19 protein-coding genes and 1 pseudogene are annotated in these 24,344 nt (G+C 65.1%); 11 read left to right on the top strand and 9 right to left on the bottom strand.

All coding sequences use genetic code 11. From position 1 onward, the window contains the following. Positions 1–13 precede the first annotated feature (13 nt). The 3 genes from acnD to prpB all read right to left on the bottom strand — a co-directional run bounded on the left by acnD (position 14) and on the right by prpB (position 5,077). Positions 14–2,632, bottom strand: a complete 2,619-nt coding sequence (gene acnD / locus ACVOLV_RS14570; RefSeq protein WP_481555018.1) for a Fe/S-dependent 2-methylisocitrate dehydratase AcnD — start codon at positions 2,630–2,632, stop codon at positions 14–16. A gap of 308 nt (positions 2,633–2,940) precedes the next feature. Continuing rightward, the gene (gene prpC / locus ACVOLV_RS14565) at positions 2,941–4,098 is read right to left on the bottom strand and encodes a bifunctional 2-methylcitrate synthase/citrate synthase (RefSeq protein WP_481555017.1); all 1,158 of its coding nucleotides are present in this window, start codon (positions 4,096–4,098) and stop codon (positions 2,941–2,943) included. A 94-nt stretch (positions 4,099–4,192) separates the two neighbouring features. Next, positions 4,193–5,077, bottom strand: a complete 885-nt coding sequence (gene prpB, locus ACVOLV_RS14560) for a methylisocitrate lyase (RefSeq protein WP_282265849.1) — start codon at positions 5,075–5,077, stop codon at positions 4,193–4,195. A 122-nt stretch (positions 5,078–5,199) separates the two neighbouring features. On the opposite strand from prpB, the gene ACVOLV_RS14555 reads away from it, so the two are divergent. After that, positions 5,200–6,423, top strand: a complete 1,224-nt coding sequence (locus tag ACVOLV_RS14555) for a citrate/2-methylcitrate synthase (RefSeq protein ID WP_481555016.1) — start codon at positions 5,200–5,202, stop codon at positions 6,421–6,423. Between the two features lie 100 nt (positions 6,424–6,523). On the opposite strand, the gene ACVOLV_RS14550 is transcribed toward ACVOLV_RS14555, so the two are convergent. From ACVOLV_RS14550 to pdxH, 3 genes are read right to left on the bottom strand one after another with little or no spacing between them, the layout of a single operon-like run. Further along, positions 6,524–7,327, bottom strand: a complete 804-nt coding sequence (locus ACVOLV_RS14550) for a cobalamin-binding protein (RefSeq protein ID WP_481555015.1) — start codon at positions 7,325–7,327, stop codon at positions 6,524–6,526. Beyond that, on the bottom strand, positions 7,324–7,668 hold the full coding sequence (locus ACVOLV_RS14545) for a YqfO family protein (protein ID WP_481555014.1): 345 nt from the start codon (positions 7,666–7,668) through the stop codon (positions 7,324–7,326). The genes ACVOLV_RS14550 and ACVOLV_RS14545 overlap by 4 nt, the downstream gene beginning before the upstream one ends. Positions 7,669–7,691: 23 nt before the next feature. Beyond that, entirely contained in the window at positions 7,692–8,351 is a 660-nt protein-coding gene (gene pdxH, locus ACVOLV_RS14540; protein ID WP_481555013.1) for a pyridoxamine 5'-phosphate oxidase, read from the bottom strand. On the opposite strand from pdxH, the gene ACVOLV_RS14535 reads away from it, so the two are divergent. Next, positions 8,334–9,167 carry a kinase gene (locus tag ACVOLV_RS14535; RefSeq protein ID WP_481555012.1) on the top strand — a complete coding sequence of 278 codons (834 nt, stop codon included), beginning with the start codon at positions 8,334–8,336 and terminating at the stop codon, positions 9,165–9,167. The two genes, pdxH and ACVOLV_RS14535, sit on opposite strands and share 18 nt — an antisense overlap. A gap of 109 nt (positions 9,168–9,276) precedes the next feature. Here the strand turns inward: ACVOLV_RS14535 and ACVOLV_RS14530 are convergent, their stop codons facing one another. After that, the gene (locus tag ACVOLV_RS14530) at positions 9,277–9,480 is read right to left on the bottom strand and encodes a dodecin family protein (protein WP_481555011.1); all 204 of its coding nucleotides are present in this window, start codon (positions 9,478–9,480) and stop codon (positions 9,277–9,279) included. Between the two features lie 99 nt (positions 9,481–9,579). Here ACVOLV_RS14530 and ACVOLV_RS14525 point away from each other — a divergent pair. The 6 genes and pseudogenes from ACVOLV_RS14525 to mdtD form a co-directional block, all read left to right on the top strand. Continuing rightward, positions 9,580–10,101: pseudogene (locus tag ACVOLV_RS14525) on the top strand (shikimate kinase); the annotation flags it as partial. An 18-nt stretch (positions 10,102–10,119) separates the two neighbouring features. Then, on the top strand, positions 10,120–11,229 hold the full coding sequence (gene aroB, locus ACVOLV_RS14520) for a 3-dehydroquinate synthase (RefSeq protein ID WP_481555023.1): 1,110 nt from the start codon (positions 10,120–10,122) through the stop codon (positions 11,227–11,229). A 199-nt stretch (positions 11,230–11,428) separates the two neighbouring features. Continuing rightward, on the top strand, positions 11,429–11,680 hold the full coding sequence (locus ACVOLV_RS14515) for a WGR domain-containing protein (protein WP_481530267.1): 252 nt from the start codon (positions 11,429–11,431) through the stop codon (positions 11,678–11,680). 62 nt (positions 11,681–11,742) lie between these two features. Next, complete coding sequence (gene hemE / locus ACVOLV_RS14510; protein WP_481555010.1) at positions 11,743–12,816, top strand: uroporphyrinogen decarboxylase; 1,074 nt, start codon at positions 11,743–11,745, stop codon at positions 12,814–12,816. A 75-nt stretch (positions 12,817–12,891) separates the two neighbouring features. Beyond that, positions 12,892–13,530 carry a hypothetical protein gene (locus ACVOLV_RS14505; protein ID WP_481555009.1) on the top strand — a complete coding sequence of 213 codons (639 nt, stop codon included), beginning with the start codon at positions 12,892–12,894 and terminating at the stop codon, positions 13,528–13,530. Between the two features lie 64 nt (positions 13,531–13,594). Beyond that, entirely contained in the window at positions 13,595–15,016 is a 1,422-nt protein-coding gene (gene mdtD / locus ACVOLV_RS14500) for a multidrug transporter subunit MdtD (protein WP_481555008.1), read from the top strand. A 24-nt stretch (positions 15,017–15,040) separates the two neighbouring features. Here the strand turns inward: mdtD and ACVOLV_RS14495 are convergent, their stop codons facing one another. Both ACVOLV_RS14495 and ACVOLV_RS14490 read right to left on the bottom strand, forming a co-directional pair. Continuing rightward, positions 15,041–18,598 carry a hybrid sensor histidine kinase/response regulator gene (locus ACVOLV_RS14495; protein WP_481555007.1) on the bottom strand — a complete coding sequence of 1,186 codons (3,558 nt, stop codon included), beginning with the start codon at positions 18,596–18,598 and terminating at the stop codon, positions 15,041–15,043. Positions 18,599–18,643: 45 nt separating this feature from the next. Then, positions 18,644–22,180: a hybrid sensor histidine kinase/response regulator gene (locus tag ACVOLV_RS14490; RefSeq protein ID WP_481555006.1), complete on the bottom strand. Its 3,537-nt coding sequence runs from the start codon at positions 22,178–22,180 to the stop codon at positions 18,644–18,646. Between the two features lie 183 nt (positions 22,181–22,363). On the opposite strand from ACVOLV_RS14490, the gene ACVOLV_RS14485 reads away from it, so the two are divergent. The 3 genes from ACVOLV_RS14485 to ACVOLV_RS14475 are packed head-to-tail and all read left to right on the top strand — an operon-like array spanning position 22,364 to position 24,194. Next, positions 22,364–23,050 carry a YceI family protein gene (locus tag ACVOLV_RS14485; RefSeq protein WP_481555005.1) on the top strand — a complete coding sequence of 229 codons (687 nt, stop codon included), beginning with the start codon at positions 22,364–22,366 and terminating at the stop codon, positions 23,048–23,050. Further along, positions 23,047–23,625 carry a cytochrome b gene (locus ACVOLV_RS14480; RefSeq protein WP_481555004.1) on the top strand — a complete coding sequence of 193 codons (579 nt, stop codon included), beginning with the start codon at positions 23,047–23,049 and terminating at the stop codon, positions 23,623–23,625. The genes ACVOLV_RS14485 and ACVOLV_RS14480 overlap by 4 nt, the downstream gene beginning before the upstream one ends. After that, on the top strand, positions 23,622–24,194 hold the full coding sequence (locus tag ACVOLV_RS14475; RefSeq protein ID WP_481555003.1) for a YceI family protein: 573 nt from the start codon (positions 23,622–23,624) through the stop codon (positions 24,192–24,194). Before ACVOLV_RS14480 ends, ACVOLV_RS14475 begins: the two co-directional genes overlap by 4 nt. Positions 24,195–24,344: the final 150 nt, after the last annotated feature.

Here is a 24,344-nt window from a genome sequence, read left to right as displayed (position 1 = left end):
CCCCAGGTCCTGCTCACGCTACCTGTGTACCCTCCAGGAAATCCTGCGCGAAGCGCTGCAGCACGCCGCCGGCCTCGTAGATCGCCACTTCCTCGTCCGAATCCAGGCGGCAGGTCATCGGCACCTTCAGCACTTCGCCGTTGCGACGGGTGATGACCAGGGTCAGATCGGTGCGCGGGGTACGCAGACCGATCACGTCGTAACTCTCGGTGCCATCGATGCCCAGCGTGTTGCGGTTGGTGCCCGGCTTGAACTCCAGCGGCAACACGCCCATGCCGATCAGGTTGGTGCGGTGAATCCGCTCGAAGCCTTCGGCGGCGATCGCCTCCACACCGGCCAGACGCACACCCTTGGCGGCCCAGTCACGCGAGCTGCCCTGGCCGTAGTCGGCACCGGCGATGATGATCAGCGGCTGCTTGCGCTCCATGTAGGTTTCAATCGCTTCCCACATGCGCATGACCTTGCCTTCCGGCTCCACCCGTGCCAACGAGCCCTGCTTCACGCTGCCGTCGTCATTGCGCACCATCTCGTTGAACAGCTTGGGATTGGCGAACGTTGCGCGCTGTGCGGTGAGGTGATCGCCACGGTGGGTGGCGTAGGAATTGAAGTCCTCTTCCGGCAAACCCATCTTGGCCAGGTACTCGCCGGCGGCGCTGGACAGCAGGATCGCGTTGGACGGCGACAGATGGTCGGTGGTGATGTTGTCCGGCAGCACCGCCAGCGGCAGCATGCCGCGCAGCGTGCGCTCACCGGCCAATGCGCCCTCCCAATACGGCGGGCGGCGGATATAGGTGCTTTGCGGGCGCCAGTCGTACAGCGGGCTGACCTTCTCGCCATGCTCCACGCGCAGGTTGAACATCGGGTTGTAGACCTTACGGAACTGCTCCGGCTTGACTGCTGCCTTCACTACCGCATCGATCTCGGCATCGCTTGGCCAGATGTCCTTCAGGCGCACTTCCTTGCCCTCGGCATCCACACCCAGCACGTCCTTCTCGATGTCGAAGCGCACGGTACCGGCGATGGCGTAGGCGATCACCAGCGGCGGCGAGGCCAGGAAGGCCTGCTTGGCGTACGGGTGGATGCGGCCATCGAAGTTGCGGTTGCCCGACAGCACGGCGGTCGCATACAGGTCACGATCGATGATCTCCTGCTGGATATTCGGGTCCAGCGCGCCACTCATTCCGTTGCAGGTGGTGCAGGCGAAGGCGACGATGCCGAAGCCCAGCTGCTCCAGGTCCGGCAACAAACCGGCTTCTTCCAGATACAGCTGCACGGCCTTGGAGCCCGGCGCCAGCGATGACTTCACCCACGGCTTGCGGGTCAAACCACGCGCATTGGCATTACGCGCCAGCAGCGCGGCGGCAATCACGTTGCGCGGATTGGAGGTATTGGTGCAACTGGTGATGGCAGCGATGATCACCGCGCCATCCGGCATCAGGCCCTCGGCTTCCTCGCCCTTGCCGCTGAGCAGCTTGGCTTCGTCGGCGATGCCGCGCTCGGCAAGGTCCGACACCGGCAGACGCTTGTGCGGGTTGCTGGGGCCGGCCATGTTGCGCACCACGCTGGACAGGTCGAACTCGAGCACGCGTTCGTACTGCGCGGTTTCCAGTGCGTCTGCCCACAGACCAGTGGTCCTGGCGTAATTCTCGACCAGCGCGATCTGCGCTTCCTCGCGGCCGGTCAGGCGCAGGTAGTCGATGGTCTGCTGGTCGATGTAGAACATCGCCGCGGTGGCACCGTATTCGGGGCACATATTGGAGATGGTGGCGCGGTCACCGATGGTCAGCGCGGCAGCGCCCTCGCCGAAGAACTCAAGGTAGGCGCCAACCACACGTTCTTTGCGCAGGAACTCGGTGATCGCCAGCACCACGTCGGTGGCGGTGATGTTCGGCTGCGGCTTGCCGGTCAGCTTGACGCCGATGATGTCGGGCAGGCGCATCCACGAGGCGCGGCCAAGCATCACGTTCTCGGCTTCCAGACCGCCCACGCCAATGGCGATGACGCCCAGCGCGTCCACATGCGGGGTGTGGCTGTCGGTGCCGACGCAGGTATCCGGGAAGGCCACCCCGCCCTGCTGGTAGATCACCGGCGACATCTTCTCCAGATTGATCTGGTGCATGATGCCGTTGCCAGGCGGAATCACATCGACGTTCTCGAAGGCCAATTTGGTCCAGTCGATGAAGTGGAAGCGGTCTTCGTTGCGGCGGTCCTCGATGGCGCGGTTCTTGGCGAACGCGTCCGGGTCGTAGCCACCGCATTCCACTGCCAACGAGTGGTCGACGATCAGCTGCACCGGCACCACCGGATTGACCTTGGCCGGATCCCCGCCCTTGTCGGCGATGGCGTCACGCAGGCCGGCCAGGTCGACCAATGCGGTCTGGCCGAGGATGTCGTGGCAGACCACGCGCGCCGGGAACCAGGGGAAATCCAGGTCACGCTTGCGCTCGATCAGCTGCTTGAGCGAATCGGTGAGCGTGGCCGGATTGCAGCGGCGCACCAGGTTCTCGGCCAGCACACGCGAGGTATACGGCAGCGTGGCGTAGGCGCCGGGCTGGATGGCATCGACTGCGGCGCGCGCATCGAAGTAGTCGAGCGTGCTGCCTGCGAGGTGTTTGCGGTAATCGGTATTCATGGCTGGCCTGTGAGGGTCTGGGCTTGCTGGTGCAGCGGTGGGTCGCTGCGCAGATGCCTGCGATTGCAGCAATCCCACAACAACACATGAAATCTGGCATTTCCCTTCTCCCGCTTGCGGGGGAAGGTGCCCGGAGGGCGGATGGGGGGAGCTCTTGCTCTTGCTTTCGCTTGAGTTCCAGCTTTGCTTTGCTTTTTTCTACGGGCTTGAAGCGTGCTGTACGTGCTGGAAGCTTCCCCTCACCCCAACCCTTCTCCCGCAAGCGGGAGAGGGGCTTTTAGGCATCACGCATCATCTGCGCTTCGGACTCAGCCGCGCTTGTCCAACGGCACGAAGGTCTGGTCTTCCGGACCGGTGTAGTTCGCACTCGGGCGGATGATCTTGCCGTCGATGCGCTGCTCGATGATATGCGCGCTCCAACCGGCAGTACGTGCAATCACGAACAGGGGAGTGAACATCGCAGTCGGCACGCCCATCATGTGGTAGCTGACGGCGCTGAACCAATCCAGGTTCGGGAACATCTTCTTGATGTCCCACATCACCGACTCAAGACGCTCGGCGATGTCGTACATCTTCATGTTTTCCTGCTCGGCCGAAAGCTCGCGCGAGACATCCTTGATCACCTTGTTGCGCGGATCGGACACGGTGTAGACCGGGTGTCCAAAACCGATCACCACTTCCTTGCGCTCGACGCGGGCCTTGATGTCGGCCTCGGCTTCGTCCGGGGTTTCGTAGCGCTTCTGCACTTCGAAGGCGACTTCGTTGGCACCACCGTGCTTCGGCCCGCGCAGCGCGCCAATACCGCCGGTGATGGCGCTGTACATGTCGCTACCGGTGCCGGCGATGACGCGGCAGGCAAAGGTCGAGGCATTGAACTCATGCTCCGCGTACAGGATCAGGCTGGTGTGCATGGCCTTGACCCAGGACTCGCGCGGCTGCTCGCCGTGCAGCAGGTGCAGGAAGTGGCCGCCGATCGAATCGTCGTCGGTCTCCACGTCGATGACCTTGCCGTTGTGGCTCCAGTGGTACCAGTACAGCAGCATCGAACCGAGCGAAGCCATCAACTTGTCGGCGATGTCGCGCGCGCCAGGATGATTGTGGTCGTCCTTCTCCGGCGACACGCAACCCAGCACGGAAACACCGGTACGCATCACGTCCATCGGGTGCGCCGACGGCGGCAGTTCTTCCAGCGCCGCCTTCACCGATGCCGGGATGCCACGCAGCGCCTTCAGCTTGGCCTTGTAGGCGCGCAGCTCGGCCTTGTTCGGCAGCTTGCCGTGCACCAGCAGGTGGGCGATTTCCTCGAACTCGCTGGTGTTGGCCAGGTCCAGGATGTCGTAGCCACGGTAGTGCAGGTCGTTGCCGCTGCGGCCAACGGTACACAGGGCAGTGTTGCCGGCAGCGGTGCCGGACAGGGCGACGGACTTCTTCGGCTTGAACGCCGGTGCGGCGGTGGATTCAGACATTGTGTGAACCTCGATCAGATGCGGGATTTAGCTCCCCTCTCCCGCTTGCGGGAGAGGGGCTGGGGGTGAGGGCCGCCTGCTGCAGCCCAATCAATTACTTCTTCGCAGCAAACGTCTTGTCCAGGCTGCGCTCGAATTCGTGGTAACCGATGCGGTCGTACAGCTCCTCGCGGGTCTGCATGCTGTCCACCACATTACGCTGGTGGCCGTCACGGCGAATGGCTTCGTACACGTTCTCGGCCGCCTTGTTGGCCGCGCGGAACGCTGACAGCGGGAACAGCTGCATCGCCACACCGGCCGAGGCCAGTTCATCGCGACTGAACAGCGGGGTCGCGCCGAATTCGGTGATGTTGGCCAGCAACGGCACCTTCACTGCGTCAGCGAAGCGCTTATAGGTCTCAAGATCATAGGCAGCCTCGGCGAAGATGCCGTCGGCACCGGCCTCCACACAGGCCAGTGCGCGCTCGATGGCAGCGTCCACGCCTTCCATCTGGATGGCATCGGTACGGGCGATCAGGAAGAAATCCGGGTCGGTCTTGGCGTCAGCTGCAGCCTTCACCCGGTCGACCATTTCACCCTGCGAGACGATTTCCTTGCCCGGACGGTGGCCGCAGCGTTTGGCGCCCACCTGGTCTTCGATATGGCAGGCAGCGGCACCTGCCTTGATCAGCGACTTCACCGTGCGGGCGATGTTGAACGCGCTGGGGCCGAAACCGGTGTCGATGTCGACCATCAGCGGCAGATCGCAGACATCGCTGATGCGGCGCACGTCGATCAGTACATCTTCCATCGTGTTGATGCCCAGGTCAGGCAGGCCCAGCGAGCCAGCAGCAACGCCGCCGCCGGACAGGTAGATGGCACGGTAACCGGCGCGCTTGGCCAGCAGGGCGTGGTTGGCGTTGATCGCGCCAACCACCTGCAAGGGGGATTCGGCGGCCAGTGCGGCGCGGAATGCAGCGCCGGCGGAAGAACGACTCATGGGATGGCTCCTGGCTTGTGGCTGGGCGGAGGCGAGCATGCCATTCCGCTGTGACGCTTAATCTGTCACCATCACATGCATTGATCAATCTTGATTCAATAAATCAACCTATTGAATACGCCATGCCAGACGCCCTCGATCCCGAACTGATACCCGCCAGTGAAGCCTGTGCCCTGCTCGGCATCAGCGCTGCCACGTTGTACGCCTATGTCAGCCGCGGCCAACTCAGCTCGCGCCCGGGCACATCCGCCCGCAGCCGGGTGTACCTGCGGGCGGAAGTCGAACGCCTGGCGCAGCGCAAGCAGGCCGGGCGCGGCGCCGAACGTGGCGCTGCGCAAAGCCTGGATCGTGGCCTACCGGTGCTGGAGACCCGCATCTCGCTGATCCGTCCGGATGCGCCCTATTACCGGGGACGTTCAGCCGTGGCTGCCGCGCAGGCCGGCGCCACGCTGGAAGATATCGCGCGACTGCTGTGGGATTGCGAGGAGCAGGACCCGTTCGGCACGACTGCCCTGCCGGCATGGCCACCTCGCATCGCCAGTCTGGCCCTCGATGCCAGCCTGCCGCCAGTCGAACGCGCAATGGCCTGCATCCCGCTACTGGCCTTGGAACAACGCCAATCGCTCAATGCCGCCGCTTCTGTACGCCGCGAGGTCGCTGCGCTGCTGCTGCGCCAGAACGCGGCCCTGCTGGTCGGTAGCGAGCCGAATGCGCAGCCGGTGCATCGCCTGCTCGCTGATGCCTGGATGCCAGGCGATGCGGACTTCGCCGAACTGGTGCGCTCGGCACTGGTCCTATGCGCCGACCACGAACTGAATGTCTCCGCGTTTGCAGCGCGCGTGGTCGCCTCCACTGGCGCGCACCTGCATGCCACGGTGAGTGCGGGATTGGCCGCCTTGTCCGGCCCGCGCCACGGCGGTGCGACCGCACGCGCGCATGCCCTGCTGGTGGATGCCGAAGCCAGTGGGTCACCCGCCGCCTTCATCGCCGAACGCTGGCGGCGCGGTGACGAACTGCCCGGCTTCAATCATCTGCTCTACCCAGATGGTGATCCGCGCGGCGCCGAGGTACTACGTCAGTTGCGTGAGCTGAGCAGTGATCTGCCACGCATGCGTCACGTGGAAGCGGTTCTGGCTGCCACCGAGGAAGTCAGCGGACAGCGCCCGAATATCGATGGAATGCTCGGCGCGATCTGCTACGTCCACGAGCTGCCTGGCGCGCACGCGCTGGTGATGTTCGCCACCGCACGCCTTACCGGCTGGTTGGCGCATGCGCTGGAACAGCAGGCACTGGGCACCTTGATACGGCCGCGTGCGCGTTATACCGGCTTGGCGCCGAGAGGCTGAGCTCTTGCCCCCTCCCTTTTGCGCAGCAAAGGGGAGGGTTGGGGAGGGGTAGGCTTTTGCGGCCTTTCCCGCACCACCAGCTTCGCGGCTTACGCCACTCCTACAAGGCCCCTGCCCGCTTCGACCAGTGGTTGATGATCTGCGCGATCGCCTGCACGCCGTCGGTCAATGCTGCCGGACCAGGCTGCAGGATCAGCGGTGATTTGATCTCATGCAGTTCGCCGTCGCGCACGGCATTGATTGCCTCCCAACCCGGTCGTGCAGCCACCCGCTCGGGGCGGAACTTCTTGCCACACCACGAGCCGATGATGATATCCGGGTTGCGTGCGACCACCGGATCACCATTGGCGAGGATGCGCGCCTTGGCCAGCGGCTCGCGCGACAACTCCGGAAACACATCGATGCCGCCGGCAATCTCCACCAGCTCGGCGCCCCACTGGATACCGGTGATGATGGGTTCATCCCATTCCTCGACATAGACGCGCGGACGCTGCGGCAACTTCGCCGCCTGCCCGGCGATTGCATCCAATCCACGCTGCAGTTCGTCTGCATAGTCATTGGCACGCCCTGCCACACCCACCAATCCACCAAGACGGCGGATGTAGTCAATGATGCCGGCCACGCTGCGGTGGTTGGCGATCCACACTTCCACGCCGTTACGTATCAACTCGGCGGCGATGTCGGCCTGGATATCGGAGAAGCCAATCGCCAGATCGGGCTTGAGCTTGAGGATCTCGCCCACCTTGGCGCTGGTGAAGGCGCTGACCTTGGGCTTGTCGCGGCGCGCCTCGGGCGGCCGCACGGTGAAACCACTGATGCCGACGATGCGGTCCTGCTCACCCAACGCATAGAGGGTTTCAGTCGGCTCTTCGGTCAAACAGACAATGCGACGCGGGCCAATCATGCTACGGCGAACTCCGTTGTATCGACGAATACGGCAGGGCTGTTCCAGGGATGATTGACGGCAATGCCCGCATCCAGAATCCGCTGCATGCGTTGTGGATCGCGTGGAATGCAGAACTCCAGCCGCACGCTGGCGACCCGCACCAGCTCGCCCGTCTCGCCGATGGCGCTGCGCGTGCCCTGCAGCACGCGGAACTGTTCCTGCCCCGGCGCGGATTCCCACATACCGTGCGCATAACCGCCGGCGGCCAGATCATCCACCGCCAGGATGCCCCGCTTCAGCGCCTCAAGCCCGCTGGGCGGCACGAATACGGTGACACGGTAGATCGGGATCAACTGCATGGTCGCCGGCGCTCAGCGGTGACTTACGGGAACAACATCCGCTTGCTCCACTCACCTGCCGCATCGGTCTCGTAGCACCAGCGCTCGTGCAGGCGGAAGTCAGCGCCGTACCAGAACTCGATGCGACGCGGCACGACACGCACCCCGCCCCAGCCGTCCGGGCGCGGCACATCGCGGCCTTCAAAACGTGCCTCGAAGTTGGCCAGTCGCTGCTCGAACGCTTCGCGCGATGCCAGCGGCTGTGACTGCACCGATGCCCAGGCGCCAATCTGGCTCATGCGCGGACGGCTGGCGAAATAAGCATCGGACTCCGCGGCAGAGACCAACTGTGCATCGCCTTCAATGCGCACCTGGATACCGGCCTCGCGCAGGCTGCGCCACAGGAACAACAGCGCCGCAGCACGGTTATCGTGCAGTTCGCGGCCCTTGCGGCTGTCCAGGTGGGTGTAGAAGACGAAACCGCGTTCGTCGAAGGCCTTGAGCAGCACGGTGCGTGCCGACGGCCGGCCATCGATGTCGGCGGTGGCAACGGTCATCGCGGTGGCATCCACCTCCTTGCCAGCCTTTGCCTCTTCAAACAATGCGGCGAAAGTAGATAGCGCTTCAGCGTAAAGATTGCTCATGGTCCTGCTTCTTAGGGCACGTGTTTGGGCTATTGTGGCGGCATGTCCCCGGTTCCGCACAGTTTTTCCCAACGCCGCTTCGCGCCGGCACTGGTTGCACAGGCATTGGATGATGCACTGGCCAGTGCCGACGGTACGCCAGTACTGGCGATCAGCGGCGTGCAAGGCAGCGGCAAATCCACGCTGGCGGCACAAGTGGTGGATCTGGCACGCACGCGCGGCCTGTGTGCCGCAGCCGTTTCCATCGATGACACCTACCTGACCCGCGCCCAACGACAGCGGCTCGCCGATCGCGTGCATCCCCTGCTCGCCACACGCGGGCCGCCGGGCACCCACGATCTGGCACTGGCGATGGCAACCCTGGATGCCGCCAAGGCCGGGCAAGGCTTCCCGTTGCCGCGCTTCGACAAACTCGCCGACGAACGCGTCCCCGAATCACAGTGGAAGAAGATCGAGCAACCGCTGGACCTGCTGGTGTTCGAGGGCTGGTTCCTGGGCACGCCGGCAGAAGCCGACGATGCGCTGCAGGTGCCCTTGAACGCGCTGGAACGCGAGGCCGATGCCGACGGTCGCTGGCGGCGCTGGTGCAACCAGGCGCTGGCTGAGCATTACCCTGCCCTTTGGCGGCGTTTTGACCGGCTGTGGATGCTGCAACCGCCGAGTTTCGCGGTAGTACCGCATTGGCGCTGGCAGCAGGAGCAGGCGCTGCAGCAGGCATCGCCTGGCCGCAGCAGCATGACAAGGCCGCAGCTGGAGCGTTTCGTGCAGTTCTACGAACGCATCAGCCGGCAGGCGCTACGCACCCTGCCCGGCATTGCCGACCGGGTCATTGCCCTGGACGCACAGCGGCAGCCACTGGCAGACACGCAGGGCTGACGTACTCCGGCCAGCCGTGCGGAACAACGACGTTGAGCGGTTCGACGGCGATGCCGCCGCCGAACCGTTGCAGATGCATGCAGCACTGAGCACTGGGCGCAACGCGTGATCATTGCACCAGGAAGGTGATCCGCAGGTTGACCCGCCATTCGGTGATATTGCCGTCGTTATCGGTGACGACCTTGGTTTCGTTGATCCAGGCACCCTGGATGCCCTTGACCGTCTCGGCCACCTTCTTGATACCACTACGCACGGCGTCCTCGACGCTGGTTTTGGACGACGCATTGACCTCAATGATTTTCGCCACTGACATGTACGACTCCTTGGTTGCACCACGAACCATTCGTGGAGCAGCCGAGCTTGGCTGCTACCGTGTTAAGGCACTGACACGAGGTGCTAGCATCTTCCCGCAATGAATCCCGCCCCCAATCTCATCCTGGTCGGCCCCATGGGCGCCGGCAAAACCAGCATCGGTCGCCGCCTGGCCGAGCGCTTCGGGCTGGCATTCGTGGATGCCGACCAGGCCATCGTCGAAGACGTCGGCTCCAGCATCCCGGCCATTTTCGAAAACGTCGGTGAAACCGGCTTCCGCGCCCATGAAAAGCGGGTCCTGTCGCGCCTGCTGGAGGGCAGCGGCCAGCTGATCTCCACCGGCGGCGGCTGCGTGCTGGATCCGGACAACCGCCAGCGCATCCGCCAGCAGGGGTTCGTGGTCTACCTGCGGGTCAGCGTGGCCTCGCAGCTGTCGCGGTTGCAGCGCGACAAGACCCGCCCGCTGCTGCAGCGCCCGGACCGCGAGCAGGTGCTGCACGCCATGGCCGCCATCCGCGACCCGCTGTACAGCGAGCTGGCCGACCTGATCATCGATACCGACCTCTACACCCCCGCCGATGCCACCGCGCACACCGTGACCCGGCTTGCCGCGCAATGGCAGATTCTGGAACCGACCCGCATGACCGCTCCCACCCGCACCGTCGCCGTCGGCGGCGACCACCCCTACCAGATCCACATCGGGCCAGGCCTGTTGTCGCAGGCGCAGACGCTGGTCGGCGCCATCCGTGGCCGCCACGTACTGCTGGTCAGCGACGACACCGTCGCGCCGCTGTACCTGGCCCAGGTACAGACCGCGCTGCTGGCAGCCCGTCCCGACCTGAAGATCGGCCAGCACATCATCCCGGCCGGCGAAGCGTCCAAGACCCTGGACAATTTCGCCGGCGCGATCAACGCGCTGGCAAGCCTGGGCGCCACCCGTGATGCCTGCGTGCTGGCACTCGGCGGCGGCGTGGTCGGTGACCTGGCCGGTTTTGCCGCGGCCTGCTGGATGCGCGGCGTGGACTGCGTGCAGCTGCCGACCACCTTGTTGTCGATGGTCGATTCATCGGTCGGCGGCAAGACCGCGGTGGATATCCCGCAGGGCAAGAACCTGGTTGGCGCGTTCCACCCGCCGCGTGCCGTCATCGCCGATACCGCTGCGCTACGCACCCTGCCTGCGCGCGAGCTGCGTGCCGGTCTGGCCGAAGTCGTCAAGTACGGTGCCATCCGCGACCCGCTGTTCTTCCAATGGCTGCAGGCCGAGCGTGAAGCTCTGTTGGCTGGCGACGACGGCGCGCTGGCCCAGGCCATCGCCCGCAGCTGCGAGCACAAGGCCGAGATCGTCGAACGTGACCCGCTGGAGAAGGGTGAACGCGCCCTGCTCAACCTCGGCCATACCTTCGGCCATGCAATCGAGACCGCGCAGGGCTACGGCGCGCCCGGCAATGACAACCTCAATCACGGCGAGGCGGTAGCAGTTGGCATGGTGCTGGCGGCCAAGCTGTCGGCGGCCCTGGGCATGGCCGATGCGGCAGATACCGAGGTATTGCGTGAGCTGCTGGAGGCTTATGGCCTGCCGACCGTGATCCCCGCTGGCCTGGATGCAGAAGCGCTGCTCGGGCATATGCGGTTGGACAAGAAGAACATCGCCGGACGCCTGCGGCTGGTGCTGTGGCGCGGTATCGGCAAGGCCGAGGTGGTGCCGGATGTGGATGAGGCGGCGGTGTTGGACGTGCTGCGGGAGGGCTGAGCGGGAAGTCAAAGGCTCACCCCTCCCCAACCCTCCCCTGCTGCGCAAGGGAGGGGGAAAGAGCAGGCGTGGTCGTATCTGACAGACCGCAGCGCACGGCCCCCTCCCTTGCGCCGCAGGGGAGGGCTGGGGAGGGGTAGCACTTCGCAACAAACCCCAAAACCCGCCCAAAACCCGCACACCGGCTACAATCGCCGCCATGCGCGTCCTACTGCAACAGCCGCCCAGCGGCAAAGAAGCCCCCCGCTACGTACAGCTTTCGCTGGTGCCCGACCTGCTCGGCGGCTGGGAGCTGCTGCGTGAGAGCGGTCAGACCGGTGGCCGCATCCAGCTGCGCCGCGAGCTGTTCCTGCAGCACGACGAAGCCATCCATGCCTTCGAAAAGGCCCGCGATGGCCAGATCAAGAAAGGCTTCCAGGTGATGTTCACCGCCGGCCAGCCCGCGCCCTGAATCCCGCATTCCCTGCAGGTGCGCCGCAGCGCGCCTGCGGTTCTTACCTCCAGGAGTTCCATGTGACCAGCCCACTTCGCAATGACCGCTTCCTGCGCGCCCTGCGCCGCGAGCCCGTGGACTACACCCCCGTCTGGCTGATGCGTCAGGCCGGCCGCTACCTGCCCGAGTACCGCGCCACCCGCGCCCGCGCCGGCAGCTTCCTGGGCATGGCCAAGAACCCGGAAGTCGCCTGCGAAGTGACCTTGCAGCCGCTGCAGCGCTTCGACCTGGATGCCGCCATCCTGTTCTCCGACATCCTCACCGTGCCGGACGCGATGGGCCTGGAGCTGTACTTCGTCGATGGCGAAGGCCCCAAGTTCAAGCACCCGGTGCGTGATGTCGCCGCGGTCGCCAAGCTAGCCGTGCCGGACATGGAAACCGAGTTGCGCTACGTGATGGACGCAGTGCGCCTGATCCGCCGCGAGCTGGACGGCAAGGTGCCGCTGATCGGCTTCTCCGGCAGCCCGTGGACCTTGGCCTGTTACATGATCGAAGGCGGCGGCAGCAAGGATTTCGCCCGTATCAAGGCGATGGCGCTGAACGAACCCAAGGCCCTGCACCAGTTGCTGGAAGTGGTGACCGACGCGGTCATCGCCTACCTGTCGGCGCAGCACGCGGCCGGTGCGCAGGCCCTGCAGGTGTTCGACACCTGGGGCGGTGTGCTGGGTCCGGCGATGTACCGCGAGTTCTCGCTGCGTTACCTCAACCGCATCGCCAGCGAGCTCAAGCGCGGCGACGGCGCCGAGCGCACCCCGTTGATCCTGTTCGGCAAGGGCACCGGCCAGTACGTGGCCGAGTTGGCCGCCAGCGGCGCTGAAGGCGTCGGCGTGGACTGGACCATCTCGCTGGAAGACGCTGCACGCGCAGCAGGCGGCAAGGTCGCACTGCAGGGCAACCTGGACCCGACCACGCTGTACGGCTCGCCCGATGCGATCAGCCGCGAAGTCGGCAAGGTGCTGGAAAGCTATGCCGCCGGCAACGGCGGCTCGCGCGAAGGCCACGTGTTCAACCTTGGCCACGGCATGTCGCCGGACATGAACCCCGAGCACGTCGCCGTGCTGGTGGATGCGGTGCATCGCCTCAGCCGCCGCTGAGGTCCGAAGGCCCGGAAGCTTGACTTCAATCTTCCGGGCCCGGACGCTGGGCGCCCCTCATCAGGCCCACGTCCCATGTCCAACCGTTGCAAGTCACTGCTGCTGGCATTGGCAATCGCTGCGCCGGTTGCAGCAAGCGCTGCACCGCCGCCACTGCAGTTGGGCGAGGATGACTTCCCGACGCTGGCCGCGTTTCCTGAAGTCGCACAGCTGACCATCTTCAGCACCGGACCGCTGGACTTCCCGACCAGCTGCAAACAGATACGCATTGCGCGAGCAGAAGAAATCGCACCACGCTGGCGGCCGTACATCACCCGCCTTTCGCTCGACCGCTGCAGCACCGAATCGGTCGGCACCGATGCCATGCAGGACACCTCCTACGATGCCAGCGCCCAGATCAGGCCCGGATTGGTGACCCTGTACGGATTGCCGGTTACCGAGACCCGTGAAACGCTGGCCGAGATGTACGGCAACCGCACACTGGTGCTTGCAGTTCCGCTGCAGAAGGCATTGGAGAAAATACGCCCGATCAGCGAGCGCAACTGTGCACCGGTGGCGCGCAACAACCCCGGCATCCCAACCAACTGCAAGATGGAGCGCATCGACGAAGACAGCTGGAGCATCACCATCGGTGAACTCAATTCCACCATCATGCTGAGCCGGAACCCTGATGATTCCGGATCAACCCTGTACACCATTGGCGGCGGCGACTGATCTACGCAACATCTGCACACGCATCGGAGGACAATAAGCACCTGCTTCAGCGCGAGTCGTCTTGATGCCCCCAGCTCCCCCCATCCCGCAGCCCGCCAGTTCCGCCCAGAAGCCGCTGCTATGGCTGGTGTCGCTGGCCATTTTCATGCAGATGCTGGACTCGACCATCGTCAACACGGCCTTGCCGGCGATGGCGCGCAGCCTGGGCGAGAGCCCGCTGCAGATGCAGTCGGTGGTGTTCAGCTATGCACTGGCAGTGGCCACGTTCATCCCCGCATCGGGCTGGATCGCCGACCGTTTCGGCACCCGCCGCACCTTCCTCGCCGCGATCGTGCTGTTCACCCTGGGCTCGCTGGCCTGCGCGCTGTCACCCACGCTGCAATGGCTGGTGGCCTCGCGCGTGCTGCAGGGCATCGGCGGCGCCATGTTGCTGCCGGTTGGCCGCCTTGCGGTGATGCGCTCGGTGCCACGCGCGCAGTTCCTGTCGGCGATGAGCTTCATCGCCATTCCTGCACTGATCGGTCCGCTGCTCGGCCCGACCCTGGGCGGTTGGCTGGTGGAAGTCGCCTCCTGGCATTGGATCTTCCTGATCAATCTGCCGATCGGCGTGATCGGCTTCATCGCCGCGCTGAAAATCATGCCCGACCACTACGGCCAACGGAACCAGCGCTTCGACCTGCCCGGCTACCTGATGCTGGCGTTCGGCATGATCGCCCTGTCGCTGGCACTGGATGGCGTGTCGGCAATCAACTCCGCACATGCGCTGGTGCTGCTGTTGGCCGTGGTCGGCATCGCTGCACTAGCCGGTTACTGGTTGCATGCGGCCAGCGCGTCCAATGCGCTGTTCCCACTGAGCCTGTTCAAGGTGATCAGTTTCCGCATCGGCATCCTCGGCAACCTGTTCTCACGCATCGGCAGCGGTGCGATGCCCTTGCTGATTCCCTTGCTGCTGCAGGTCGGCATGGGCCTGAGCCCGATGACCGCCGGCATGATGATGATCCCGGTGGCGCTGTCCGGCATGGCCGCAAAACGCGCGGCCGTCAGCCTGGTCGAACGTTTCGGCTACCGTCGCATCCTGATGATCAACACGGTCTGCGTGGGTCTGGCGATGGCCAGCTTCGCGTTGATCACCGCCGAGCAGCCGCTGTGGCTGCGACTGACCCAGCTGGCGATCTTTGGCGCGGTCAACTCGATGCAGTTCACCGTCATGAACACCGTTACCCTGCGCGACCTTGATATGCAGCAGGCCAGCAGCGGCAACAGCTTGCTGTCGATGGTGATGATGCTCGCAACCGGCTTTGGTGCAGCAACCGCCGGCAGCCTGCTGGCGGCGTTTGGCGAGCACCTGAGCGGCCATGGCGCGACCGCGGCGTTGCACGCCACCTTCATCTGCGTTGGTGCGATCACCCTCAGCTCGACGCTGGTGTTCTGGCAGCTACCCGACAACCGCCCGCACCCGCGTGCGGTCGAGGAAGTCGTCGAGTAGATGGAGCTCCGCTGCGCCCAGCCCTCAATCGTGTGAGGACTGGGCCTGCGCCCGGCGCTGTGCGTCCAGTACGCCGGCAATGGCTTCCAGCAACAACTGTGCGGTTACCGGCTTGCGCAGGAAATCGGCAAAGCCAGCCTCGCGTGCCTCTGGCTCCGCTTCGGCGTCGGAGCGCGCGGTCACGGCGATCAGCGGCATTCCGTAGCCCATCACCTTCAATTGACGGGCCAGGCCGAAGCCATCGATGCCGGGCAGATCCAGATCCAGCAAGGCCACATCGAATTCCTGGCTGGACAGCTCCGCCAGCGCTGCCAGTCCATGCGCGGCATGCACCACGCTATGCCCATGTACTTCCAGCAGGCCACGAATCACCGCGGCGATGGTCGGATCATCCTCCACCAACAGCACGCGCTGCGGCGGCAAACTCATCCACGCACTGGCCGCGGCTTCGTCTTCGGTCGTCGTTGGCGGCACTTCCCAGGCCAGTGGCAGGTTCACGATGAAGCAGGTGCCCTCGCCCAGGCTGCTTTCCACATCGATGCTGCCGCCCATTGCCACGCTCAGTTCATTGCAGATGGCCAGGCCCAGGCCGCTGCCACCGTAGCGGGCAGCAGTACGCGCGCCATCGGCCTGTTCAAAGCGGCGGAACAGCCGCTGCTGCTGCTCGGCACTGATACCCGGGCCGGTGTCGCTGACTTCGAAACGCACACCCTTGCCACCGTCCTGCAGACGCACGCGCAGACTCACCGAGCCACGGCTGGTGAACTTGATCGCATTGCCAAGCAGGTTGAGCAGTATCTGACGCAGGCGCATCACATCACCGGTCAGGCGCACGCGCGGTGATGCCGCATTGTCGAATTCAAATGCCAGCCCGCGCCGCTGTGCCAGCGGCTCCATCAGACCACGCACGTCTTCCAGCAGCTGCCGCAGTTCCAGCGGCTGGTTCTGCAGCTCCAGCCGCCCGGCTTCGATACGGGCCAGGTCCAGCGCATCATTCACCAGTCGCAACAAGTGCTCGCCAGCGCGACGGATCGACTGCGTATAGCCACGCTGGCGCTCATCCAGCGGCGTTGCCAGCAGCAGTTCACTCATGCCCAGCACACCGGTCATCGGCGTACGCACTTCATGGCCCAACGTCGCCAGAAAGCGCGTCTTGGCCAGCGATGCCTGTTCGGCCAACTCCTGCTTATGCCGTGCCAGCTGCCACTCATTGCGCCTGCGCAGGCGTCGTTGGTACAACCAGGCACCACTCAGCGTCAACGCGATGACCAGCAACAGCAGGGTCATCACCCCCGCTGGACTGCGCGCCCACGGCGGTTGCACGCGGAATGCCAGCGTCTGCACCGGCGACCACACGTTGTCCGAGGTGGCAGCCTGGATCTCCAGCTGGTAGCGCCCCGGCGGCAGCCGTGAGAACACCCGGTCACCGCTAGCCCCCACATCCACCCAGTCCGGGTCATAGCCGGCAAGGCGGAAGCGATAGGTATTGGTGGCCGAGTCGGCGAAGGACAGCAGCCTTGCGGCGATGCGCAGGTCACGATCACCGTCGAGGATCTGCAGCGATGGCTCCTGGGTGAGGTCCTGTTCCTTGTCACCGCGGCGCACGCTGACCCGCTCGATGATCAGCGGTGGCCGCCGCGTGGAGGGCTTGACCAGCTCAGGGTCGAACAGCACCACGCCGTCAGGCGTGCCGCCAGCGAGCTGGCCGCTGCTTGCCTGCACCAGCGTACGCCGCCGGAACTCCTGCCCGGGCAGGCCGTCGTGCACACCGTACAACCGCACCGAACGGTTGGCCGGATCGATCCGGATCAGGCCACGTGCACTGATCGCCCATGCAACCCCTTCGGCATCGACCAGCAAGCCGGTTGCCGCCAGCATCGGAAAGCCCTGCTCCACGCCGACGCGGTCAAGCAGCGTCATGTGCTGCCCATCCCACAGATAGCGATCCATCCGCCCCAGGCCGGCAATCCAGACTACGCCGGTATCGCTCACGTTGAACGTGGATACCCGCCCTGGCGGGCCACCCGGCAGCGGCGAGAACCTGCCGTCCTTTGCCTGCCATGCATGCAGGCCGGTACCGCTGGCAAGCCACAACTGATCGCCGGGGCCACATTGGATGTCTTCCACCGAAGCTTCCGGCAGACCGGCCTGGCCCGGCTGCAGGTGCAGCAGCACATGACCATCGGCGTCGCGCTGCTGCATGCCGCCGTCCTCGGAATAGATCCAGATCCGGCCACCATCGCAACTGCGCACGATGTCGGCATCGCCAAGCATCGCTGCATCCTTGCCATCGCCGCTGTGCCAGCGCTGCACACTGGCATCGCGCGGGTCGTAGCGCACCAGCGCGTCCAGGCTGCCAATCCACACCCTGCCGCGCTTGTCTTCAACCAGTGACTGCGGCCAGTTGTTGCCGTCAACCGCGGTCAGGTGGTGCTGCACCTCGCCGCTGCCCGGATCCAGACGATCCAGGGCGCCGCGGGTACCTACCACCCATATACCGCCATTGGCAGACGCAGCCAGCGCCAAGGCATAGGGATTGCGCAGCGAGCTGGGGTCGTCGAGGTGCCGCGACAGCACCGAGAACTGGCGCCAGCTCGGCGGCAGGTGCCACAGACCGGCATTGGTACTGGCGAACCACAGGCCACCTTCTCGATCTTCGTAGGCACTGGACCAGTTGGGTTTGACCAGGCCGCGCTCCTGCGAGCTGTACAGCGGCACATTGCGTACCACCGAGCTGCGGATCCGGCCCAGTCCCGAACGGGTGTCCAGCCAGTAACTGCCATCGGCCGAGTACTGCAGCATGTTGAACACTTCGCCGGGTGCCGCACCAGGCCAGTTGGCGGGCTCGAAGCGCCCGTCGGCATGGCGCACCACCACGCCTTCATTGCTGGCCACCCATAGCCGGCCCTGCTTGTCGACTTTCAAGCCATTGATCCGTGGCGAAGGCAGTACGTCGCTGCTGACCCGATCAAAGCCGGCACCGTTCCAGCGCGCCAGTCCGCCCTTGGTGCCTACCCACAGACTCCCGTCCGGGGTGACCGCCATATAGGTCACGGCTGCGGCGGGCAGGCTATGCGGGTCACCGGCCTTCGGCATGAAGCGTTGGATGTTGCCGTCCGGGTCCAAGCGGTGCAGGCCGCCGGTTGCGGTACCAAACCAGATGCTGCCATCGGGCGTGGAAGTGATGGCCCAGATGGTGTTGCTGCCGATCTGCGGATAGGTCTGCTGATCATAGAACGTGAAACTGAGCCGGTCCGGCGACAGCATCGCCAGGCCAGCGTTCTGCGTGCCTATCCACAAACGGTTGCTCTTGTCCGAATGCAGGCTCCAGACAATGTTGTCACGCAGCCCGTTCTCCGCACGCCAGATGCGGTAGTTGCGCCCGTCATAACGCGCAAGCCCGTCGCGGCTGGCCAACCACAGGTAGCCGGTGAGGTCTTCAGCAAAGGCGTTGATATTGCTCGAGGGCAGGCCATCGGCCACGGTCAGCTGACGCGGCTGCGGCGTTGCCGGCACTTCGGCCCGTGCTGACGGCATCATCAGCAACAGTCCGCTCACCAACATCCCTGCAAGCCATTTCATCAAACCCTGCCTCCTGCAACGCCGCAAGGCGCGTCTGTGATGGCGCTATTGTGCCTGCGTCTGGCTGACCGCCAAGGCATCGGCAATCGCATCGACCAGCATCCGTCCAGTCACCGGCTTGCGCAGGAAACCGACCATGCCCGCCGAGCGTGCCAATTGTTCAGCCTGGCCGTCAGCGCGTGCGGTCACCGCGATCAACGGGAACTGGTGGCCGGAGCCACGCAGCTGGCGCGCCAATGCGATGCCATCCAACGCTGGCAGGTCCAGATCCAGCAGGCCGATATCGAACTCCTGCTCGGCCACCTCGGCCAGCGCCGCCAAACCATGCGCGGCATGCACCACCTTGTGCCCGCGCGCGGCCAGCAAACCGGTGATGACCTGCGCCACGGTCGGGTCGTCTTCAACCAGCAGTACCTTCAGCGCCTGCGTGATGCTGACAGACTCGGTGGCACGCGGGGCGGCGTTGTCGCTGCGCTCCCAGGGCAAGGGCAGCTCCAGCACAAAGCGGGCGCCCTCGCCCAACCGGCTTTCGACGCGGATGCTTCCGCCCATCGCCATCGCCAGCTCCTGGCAGATCGCCAAGCCCAGGCCACTGCCACCATAACGCGACGCCGTGCGGTTGCCATCGGCCTGCTCGAAGCGCTGGAACAGACGTGTCTGCTGCTCGGCGCTGATGCCCGGACCGGTGTCGCTCACGCTCAGGCTGATGCCGCCCTGCCCCGGCTGCAGTTGCACGGCGACAGCTACCTTGCCGCGCTCGGTGAACTTGATGGCATTGCCCAGCAGGTTCATCAGAATCTGCCGCAGGCGCATCGCATCGCCCACCACCATCACCGGCGTCGGGAAGGGGGCTACCGGCTCGAACGACAATCCGCGGCGCTCGGCCATCGGTGCCATCAAGGCACTCACCTCCTGCAACAGGCGACCAAGATCGAAGGGACGATTGTCCAACTCAAGCCGGCCCGCCTCGATACGCGCCAGATCCAGTGCGTCATTCACCAGCCCGAGCAGATGTGTACCGGCCTGCTGGATCGCACCGGCGTAGCGCCGTTGACGATCGTCCAAAGTGGTACCCAACAGCAACTCGCTCATGCCCAGCACGCCGGTCAACGGCGTCCGCACCTCGTGCCCCAGAGTTGCCAGGAAGCGGGTCTTGGCCTGCGAGGCCTGCTCGGCCAATTCCTGCTTGTGCAATGCCAATTGCCACTCGTTGCGTCGCCGCTCGCGGCGCCGATAGGCAAACACCGCTGCCGTTGCCAGCAAGGCCAGCAGCAGGCCCCATGCTGCCAACGCCCAGTTGCTGCGCCACCATGGCGGTGCCACTTCGATCAGCAGGGTTTGTGCGTTGGTCCATGGGCCATCTGCGGCTGCGCCCTGTATGTCCATGCGGTAACTGCCAGCCGGCAACCGCGATACCAGGCGTTCGCCGTCACTGCCCAGGTCCACCCAGTTCTGGTCGTAGCCTTCGATATGGACGCGGAAACGGTGCCGCGCAGGGTCCACGTAGGACAGCAGGCGCCCGGTTACGCGCAGGTCGCGATCCTGCGGACCAAGATGGATGACCGGTCCTTTCAGGCGTTGCTCGCGCGCTGCATCGTCGCGCCGCACGCCCACCGATTCGATCACCAGTTGCGAACCCACCGGCGCGGCAATCTTGGCATCCGGATTGAAACTGAGCAGGCCGGTCGCCGATACCGCCAATGCACGACCACAGCCGGCATGCGCCGGCGGCCGTGCGGTGAACTCGGTATCGCTTAGGCCATCACCTTCCTCGAGCAGACGCACCCGTTCGGCACCCGGCTGCCACCACAGCAGCCCGCGCGTCGTCGTCGCCCACAGCTGGCCACTGCAGCCAACCACCAACCCGCCCATCGCCACCGCAGGCACGCCTTCATCGGCGCTCAGCCTTTGCAGCAGGGAAAAGCCTTCGGCATCGTGGCGGTAGTGCTCCAGGGCACCATCGCGTGCCAACCAGGCACTGCCGTCGGCCAGGAACATCAGGTCGTAGACCATGCCAGCCGATATCCCCGGCAAGGTCACGAAGCGCTTGCCATCAAACCGCTGCACGCCAGCACCGCCGGCCAGCCACAGGCTGCCATCGCTGCCCAGACGCAGTTGTTCAACCAGCTTCTCCGGCAGGCCCGAGGCCTCGCCTTGCGGGTACGCAGCCAACAAGCGGCCATCGGCCGCACGGTGCTGCAGCCCGTAATTGATGATGGACAGCCACATGCTGCCATCGGCCGCCAGCCGCATCAGGTCCGCGCGTTGTGCCGGATCGTCGCCCACCCCAAGGTCAATGCGCCGCACCTGGCCGTCCGAAGGCCGGTACAGGCTTAGCCCGCCAGCACGGCCCAGCCAGATCACCCCATCACCACCGCGCTGCACCGACCAGATGCTGCCCGGACCCAGCCGTGACTCATCCGCGAGCTGCGACAACTTGCCGGCACCATCCAACTGGTACAAGCCGTGTCCGCCGACCACCAGGAAACCATTGCCGTCAGCAGCCGAGTTGATCAGGTACAAGCTCTCCAGCGACTTGCCATTGAGCCGGTAATGGCTGGAGAAACGCGACCAGTCCGGCCGCAGATAGGCCATGCCCTGGGTCAGCAATGCCGTCCAGATGCCGCCTTCGTGATCCTGCAGCAGGTCCAGCACGCCGCTGTTGCCGGTCAGGAAGCCACTGCCACCATCGCCTTCCAGCAATTGCAGACGCTGCCGATCACCGCGATACAGGCCATTGGAGCTGCCCATCCAATAGCGGCCATCACGGTCATGCAATACCACCGCGGCGCGACTGTGCGCGGCCTGGGCCCATGGCGCAGGCGACACCACGCCGTCGTCCGATACCCGGTACAGGCCGGCATCGGTACCCACCCATATGCCGCCATCGCGATCGCCACTCAGGCGGATCGCGTCCTTGCCGTCCAGCAAGGGCGAGTGCACGGTGGCAAAGCCGTCGCCGCGCTTCCAACGCACCAGGCCCGAGGTGGTGCCGATCCACATGCTGCCGTCCTTGCCGGCCAGCAACGCGTAGATGGTGTCATCGGGCAGGCTGCGCGGGTCCTCGGGCTGATGCTGGTAGCGACTGATCCGGCCATCGGCATGCAACAGGCAGATGCCGCTGCCACTGGTGCCAACCCATAGATCGGTGCCGTGCGCAGCCAGCGCCCACACCTGCTGGGTGCAGATCGCCTCCAACTCGGCAAAACGGGTGAAACGCTGCCGGTTGGCATCCAGCATCGCCAGACCGGCACCGTTGGCGCCGACCCATACCCGGTCCTGGGCATCGATCAGCATCGTTTCCAGGGTATTGCCCGGCAGCGAGCCGGATACCTGTGGATCGTGCCGCCAGACCCGCAGATGCGCACCGTCATAACGCGCCAGGCCATCATCGGTGGCCGCCCATACGTAGCCGTGGCGATCCTGCGCCAGCGCAAGCACGGTGCGCGATGGCAGTCCTTCGGCCACGCCCAGGCGCCGCATCCGCGGCGTTTCCGCAAGATCCAGCGCCATGGCCAAGCACGGCCATGCCAGCAGCACTGCCAGCACGCCCCTGCGTACACCGTGAAAAATCCGTTTCATCAACGCCCGACACTCCCCATCGCAAGCTGTACGCACAAGCCCCCACCGCCGGCGACTGTAGCGCCGCCCAGCAGCCGCGGCAAAGTCACACCAACCGACTACGTAACAAACCGTTGCGCAATATGCGCACAAACCCTCACCTGCATCCGCCTAGAATCCCCTATCCCGACACGGAGCCGGACCTTGCTGCCACGCCTGCTACTGCTGATCTGCGCCCTGCTGCCCACTGCCGCCAGCGCCGCCAACGAGCGCTACCGGCTCGACCCAGTGCACACCCGGGTGCTGTTCGCCATTGAGCATGCCGGCTTCTCGCAGGCCTTGGGCACGGTATCCGGCAGCGAGGGTGTGCTCGACTTCGACCCGCATGACTGGGCCAATGCCCGGCTCGAGGTCGCCGTGCCGATCACCCGCCTGGATCTGGGTGACGGCAAATGGAACCAGGCCACCCTGGCGCGCAACCTGCTGGACGGTAAACGCTTCCCGCAGGCGCGCTTCGTCTCCAGCCGGGTCGAACCGATCGATGCCAGCCATGCCCGCGTACACGGCCTGCTTACCCTGCGCGGGGTCAGCCGCGAGGTGGTGTTGGACGTCACCCTCAACGCGCTCAAGCGCCACCCGCTGCCGCCGTTCCGACGTACCGCAGGATTCTCCGCGACCACCACGCTCAGCCGCGCCGATTTCGGCATCAGCGCCTGGCCATCGGTGATCGGCGACAAGGTCGAGCTGCGCATCGAGGCAGAAGCCGTGCGTGATGCCGGTGCCGAAGCACCGCCTGCAACCACCGAACCAGCAGCAGAACCCGACACCAGCCTCGAAGACGCCGCCGATGCGGCCCTGAAATCAGCAACAGAAACGGAAAAACAGCCATGAGCCTGAAAAACACCGCGCAACGTTGGGGCAGCCTCAGCAAAAGCCTGCACTGGCTGATCGCCTTGCTGATCCTGGCGCTGGGTATCGTCGGCCTGACCATGGGCGAGTTCCCGAAGACGCCGAAGTACTTCTGGATCTACACCATGCACAAATCCATCGGCATCACCGTATTGGTGCTGGTTGTGGTGCGCTTGCTATGGCGCCTGTTTGCCGGCGCACCCGAGCCGGTGCCGGGCACCCCGAGCTGGCAGGAGCGTGTTGCCTCGGCCACGCATTGGCTGCTGTACGTGCTGATGTTCGCCATCCCGCTGTCGGGCTGGTTGTACGACTCGGCCAGTGGCCTGCGCCCGTTCAAGCTGTTCGGGCTGGTCGAAATGCCCAAGCTGGTCGCCCCCAGCGAGCAGGCCAGCCAGTTCTCCCACGTCATCCATGAGTGGGGCTTCTGGGCACTGATCCTGCTGGTGCTGGCGCATGCCGGTGCCGCGTTCTATCACCACATTCATCTACGCGATGCCACGCTGGCACGCATGCTGCCGCAAGGCTGGCTCAACCTCCCGCAAAAGGATTCCGCATGAACATCAAGCTCAGCTCCCCCGCCGCTGTTGCCGCCGCCCTGGCCGGCATGCTCGCCGTCGCCCCGGCCATGGCCGCCGATTACCAGCAGGCACCGGGCGCCGGTTCCATTCTGGTGTTTGCCACCAAATATGACGGTGAAGTGTTCACCGGCAGCTTCCCCAGCTTCCAGACCCAGGTCAGTTTTGACCCGGCCAATCCGGCAGCGGGCAAACTGGACGTGACCATCCCGCTGGTCGGCGCCAAGAGCGGCAATACCGATCGCGACTCCACCCTGCAGGGCGCGGATTTCTTCAACGTCGCACAGTTCGCCCAGGCCCGTTACACCGCCAACGGCTTTCGCGCTCTCGGCAACAACCAGTACGCCGCCGACGGCACACTGGAGCTGCGCGGTGTCAGCAAGCCGGTCACGTTGACCTTCACCTGGGCAGCGGGCGCGCAGCCCGTGCTGACCGGCAAGGCCACGGTCAAACGACTGGACTTCGGCGTGGGTGGTGGCGACTGGGCCGACACCAAGACCATCCCCAACGAAACCGCGATCAGCACCATCGTCAAGCTAAACGCCAAGTAAGGAGCTGCCCTCACCCCACCCCCTCTACCGCACGCGGGAGAGGGGAATGTAGTGCCGAGCCATGCTCGGCAAGGGCTTTCCCGGTAAACCCCAAGCATGTAATGCCGAGCCATGCTCGGCAGAGGCTTTACCGCCCCCCCAGCCGAGCAT

The organism is Stenotrophomonas sp. STEN023 (assembly GCF_056760135.1).
The sequence above is the reverse complement of the archived record's forward strand: the minus strand, read 5'-3'. Positions and strand labels throughout refer to the sequence as shown.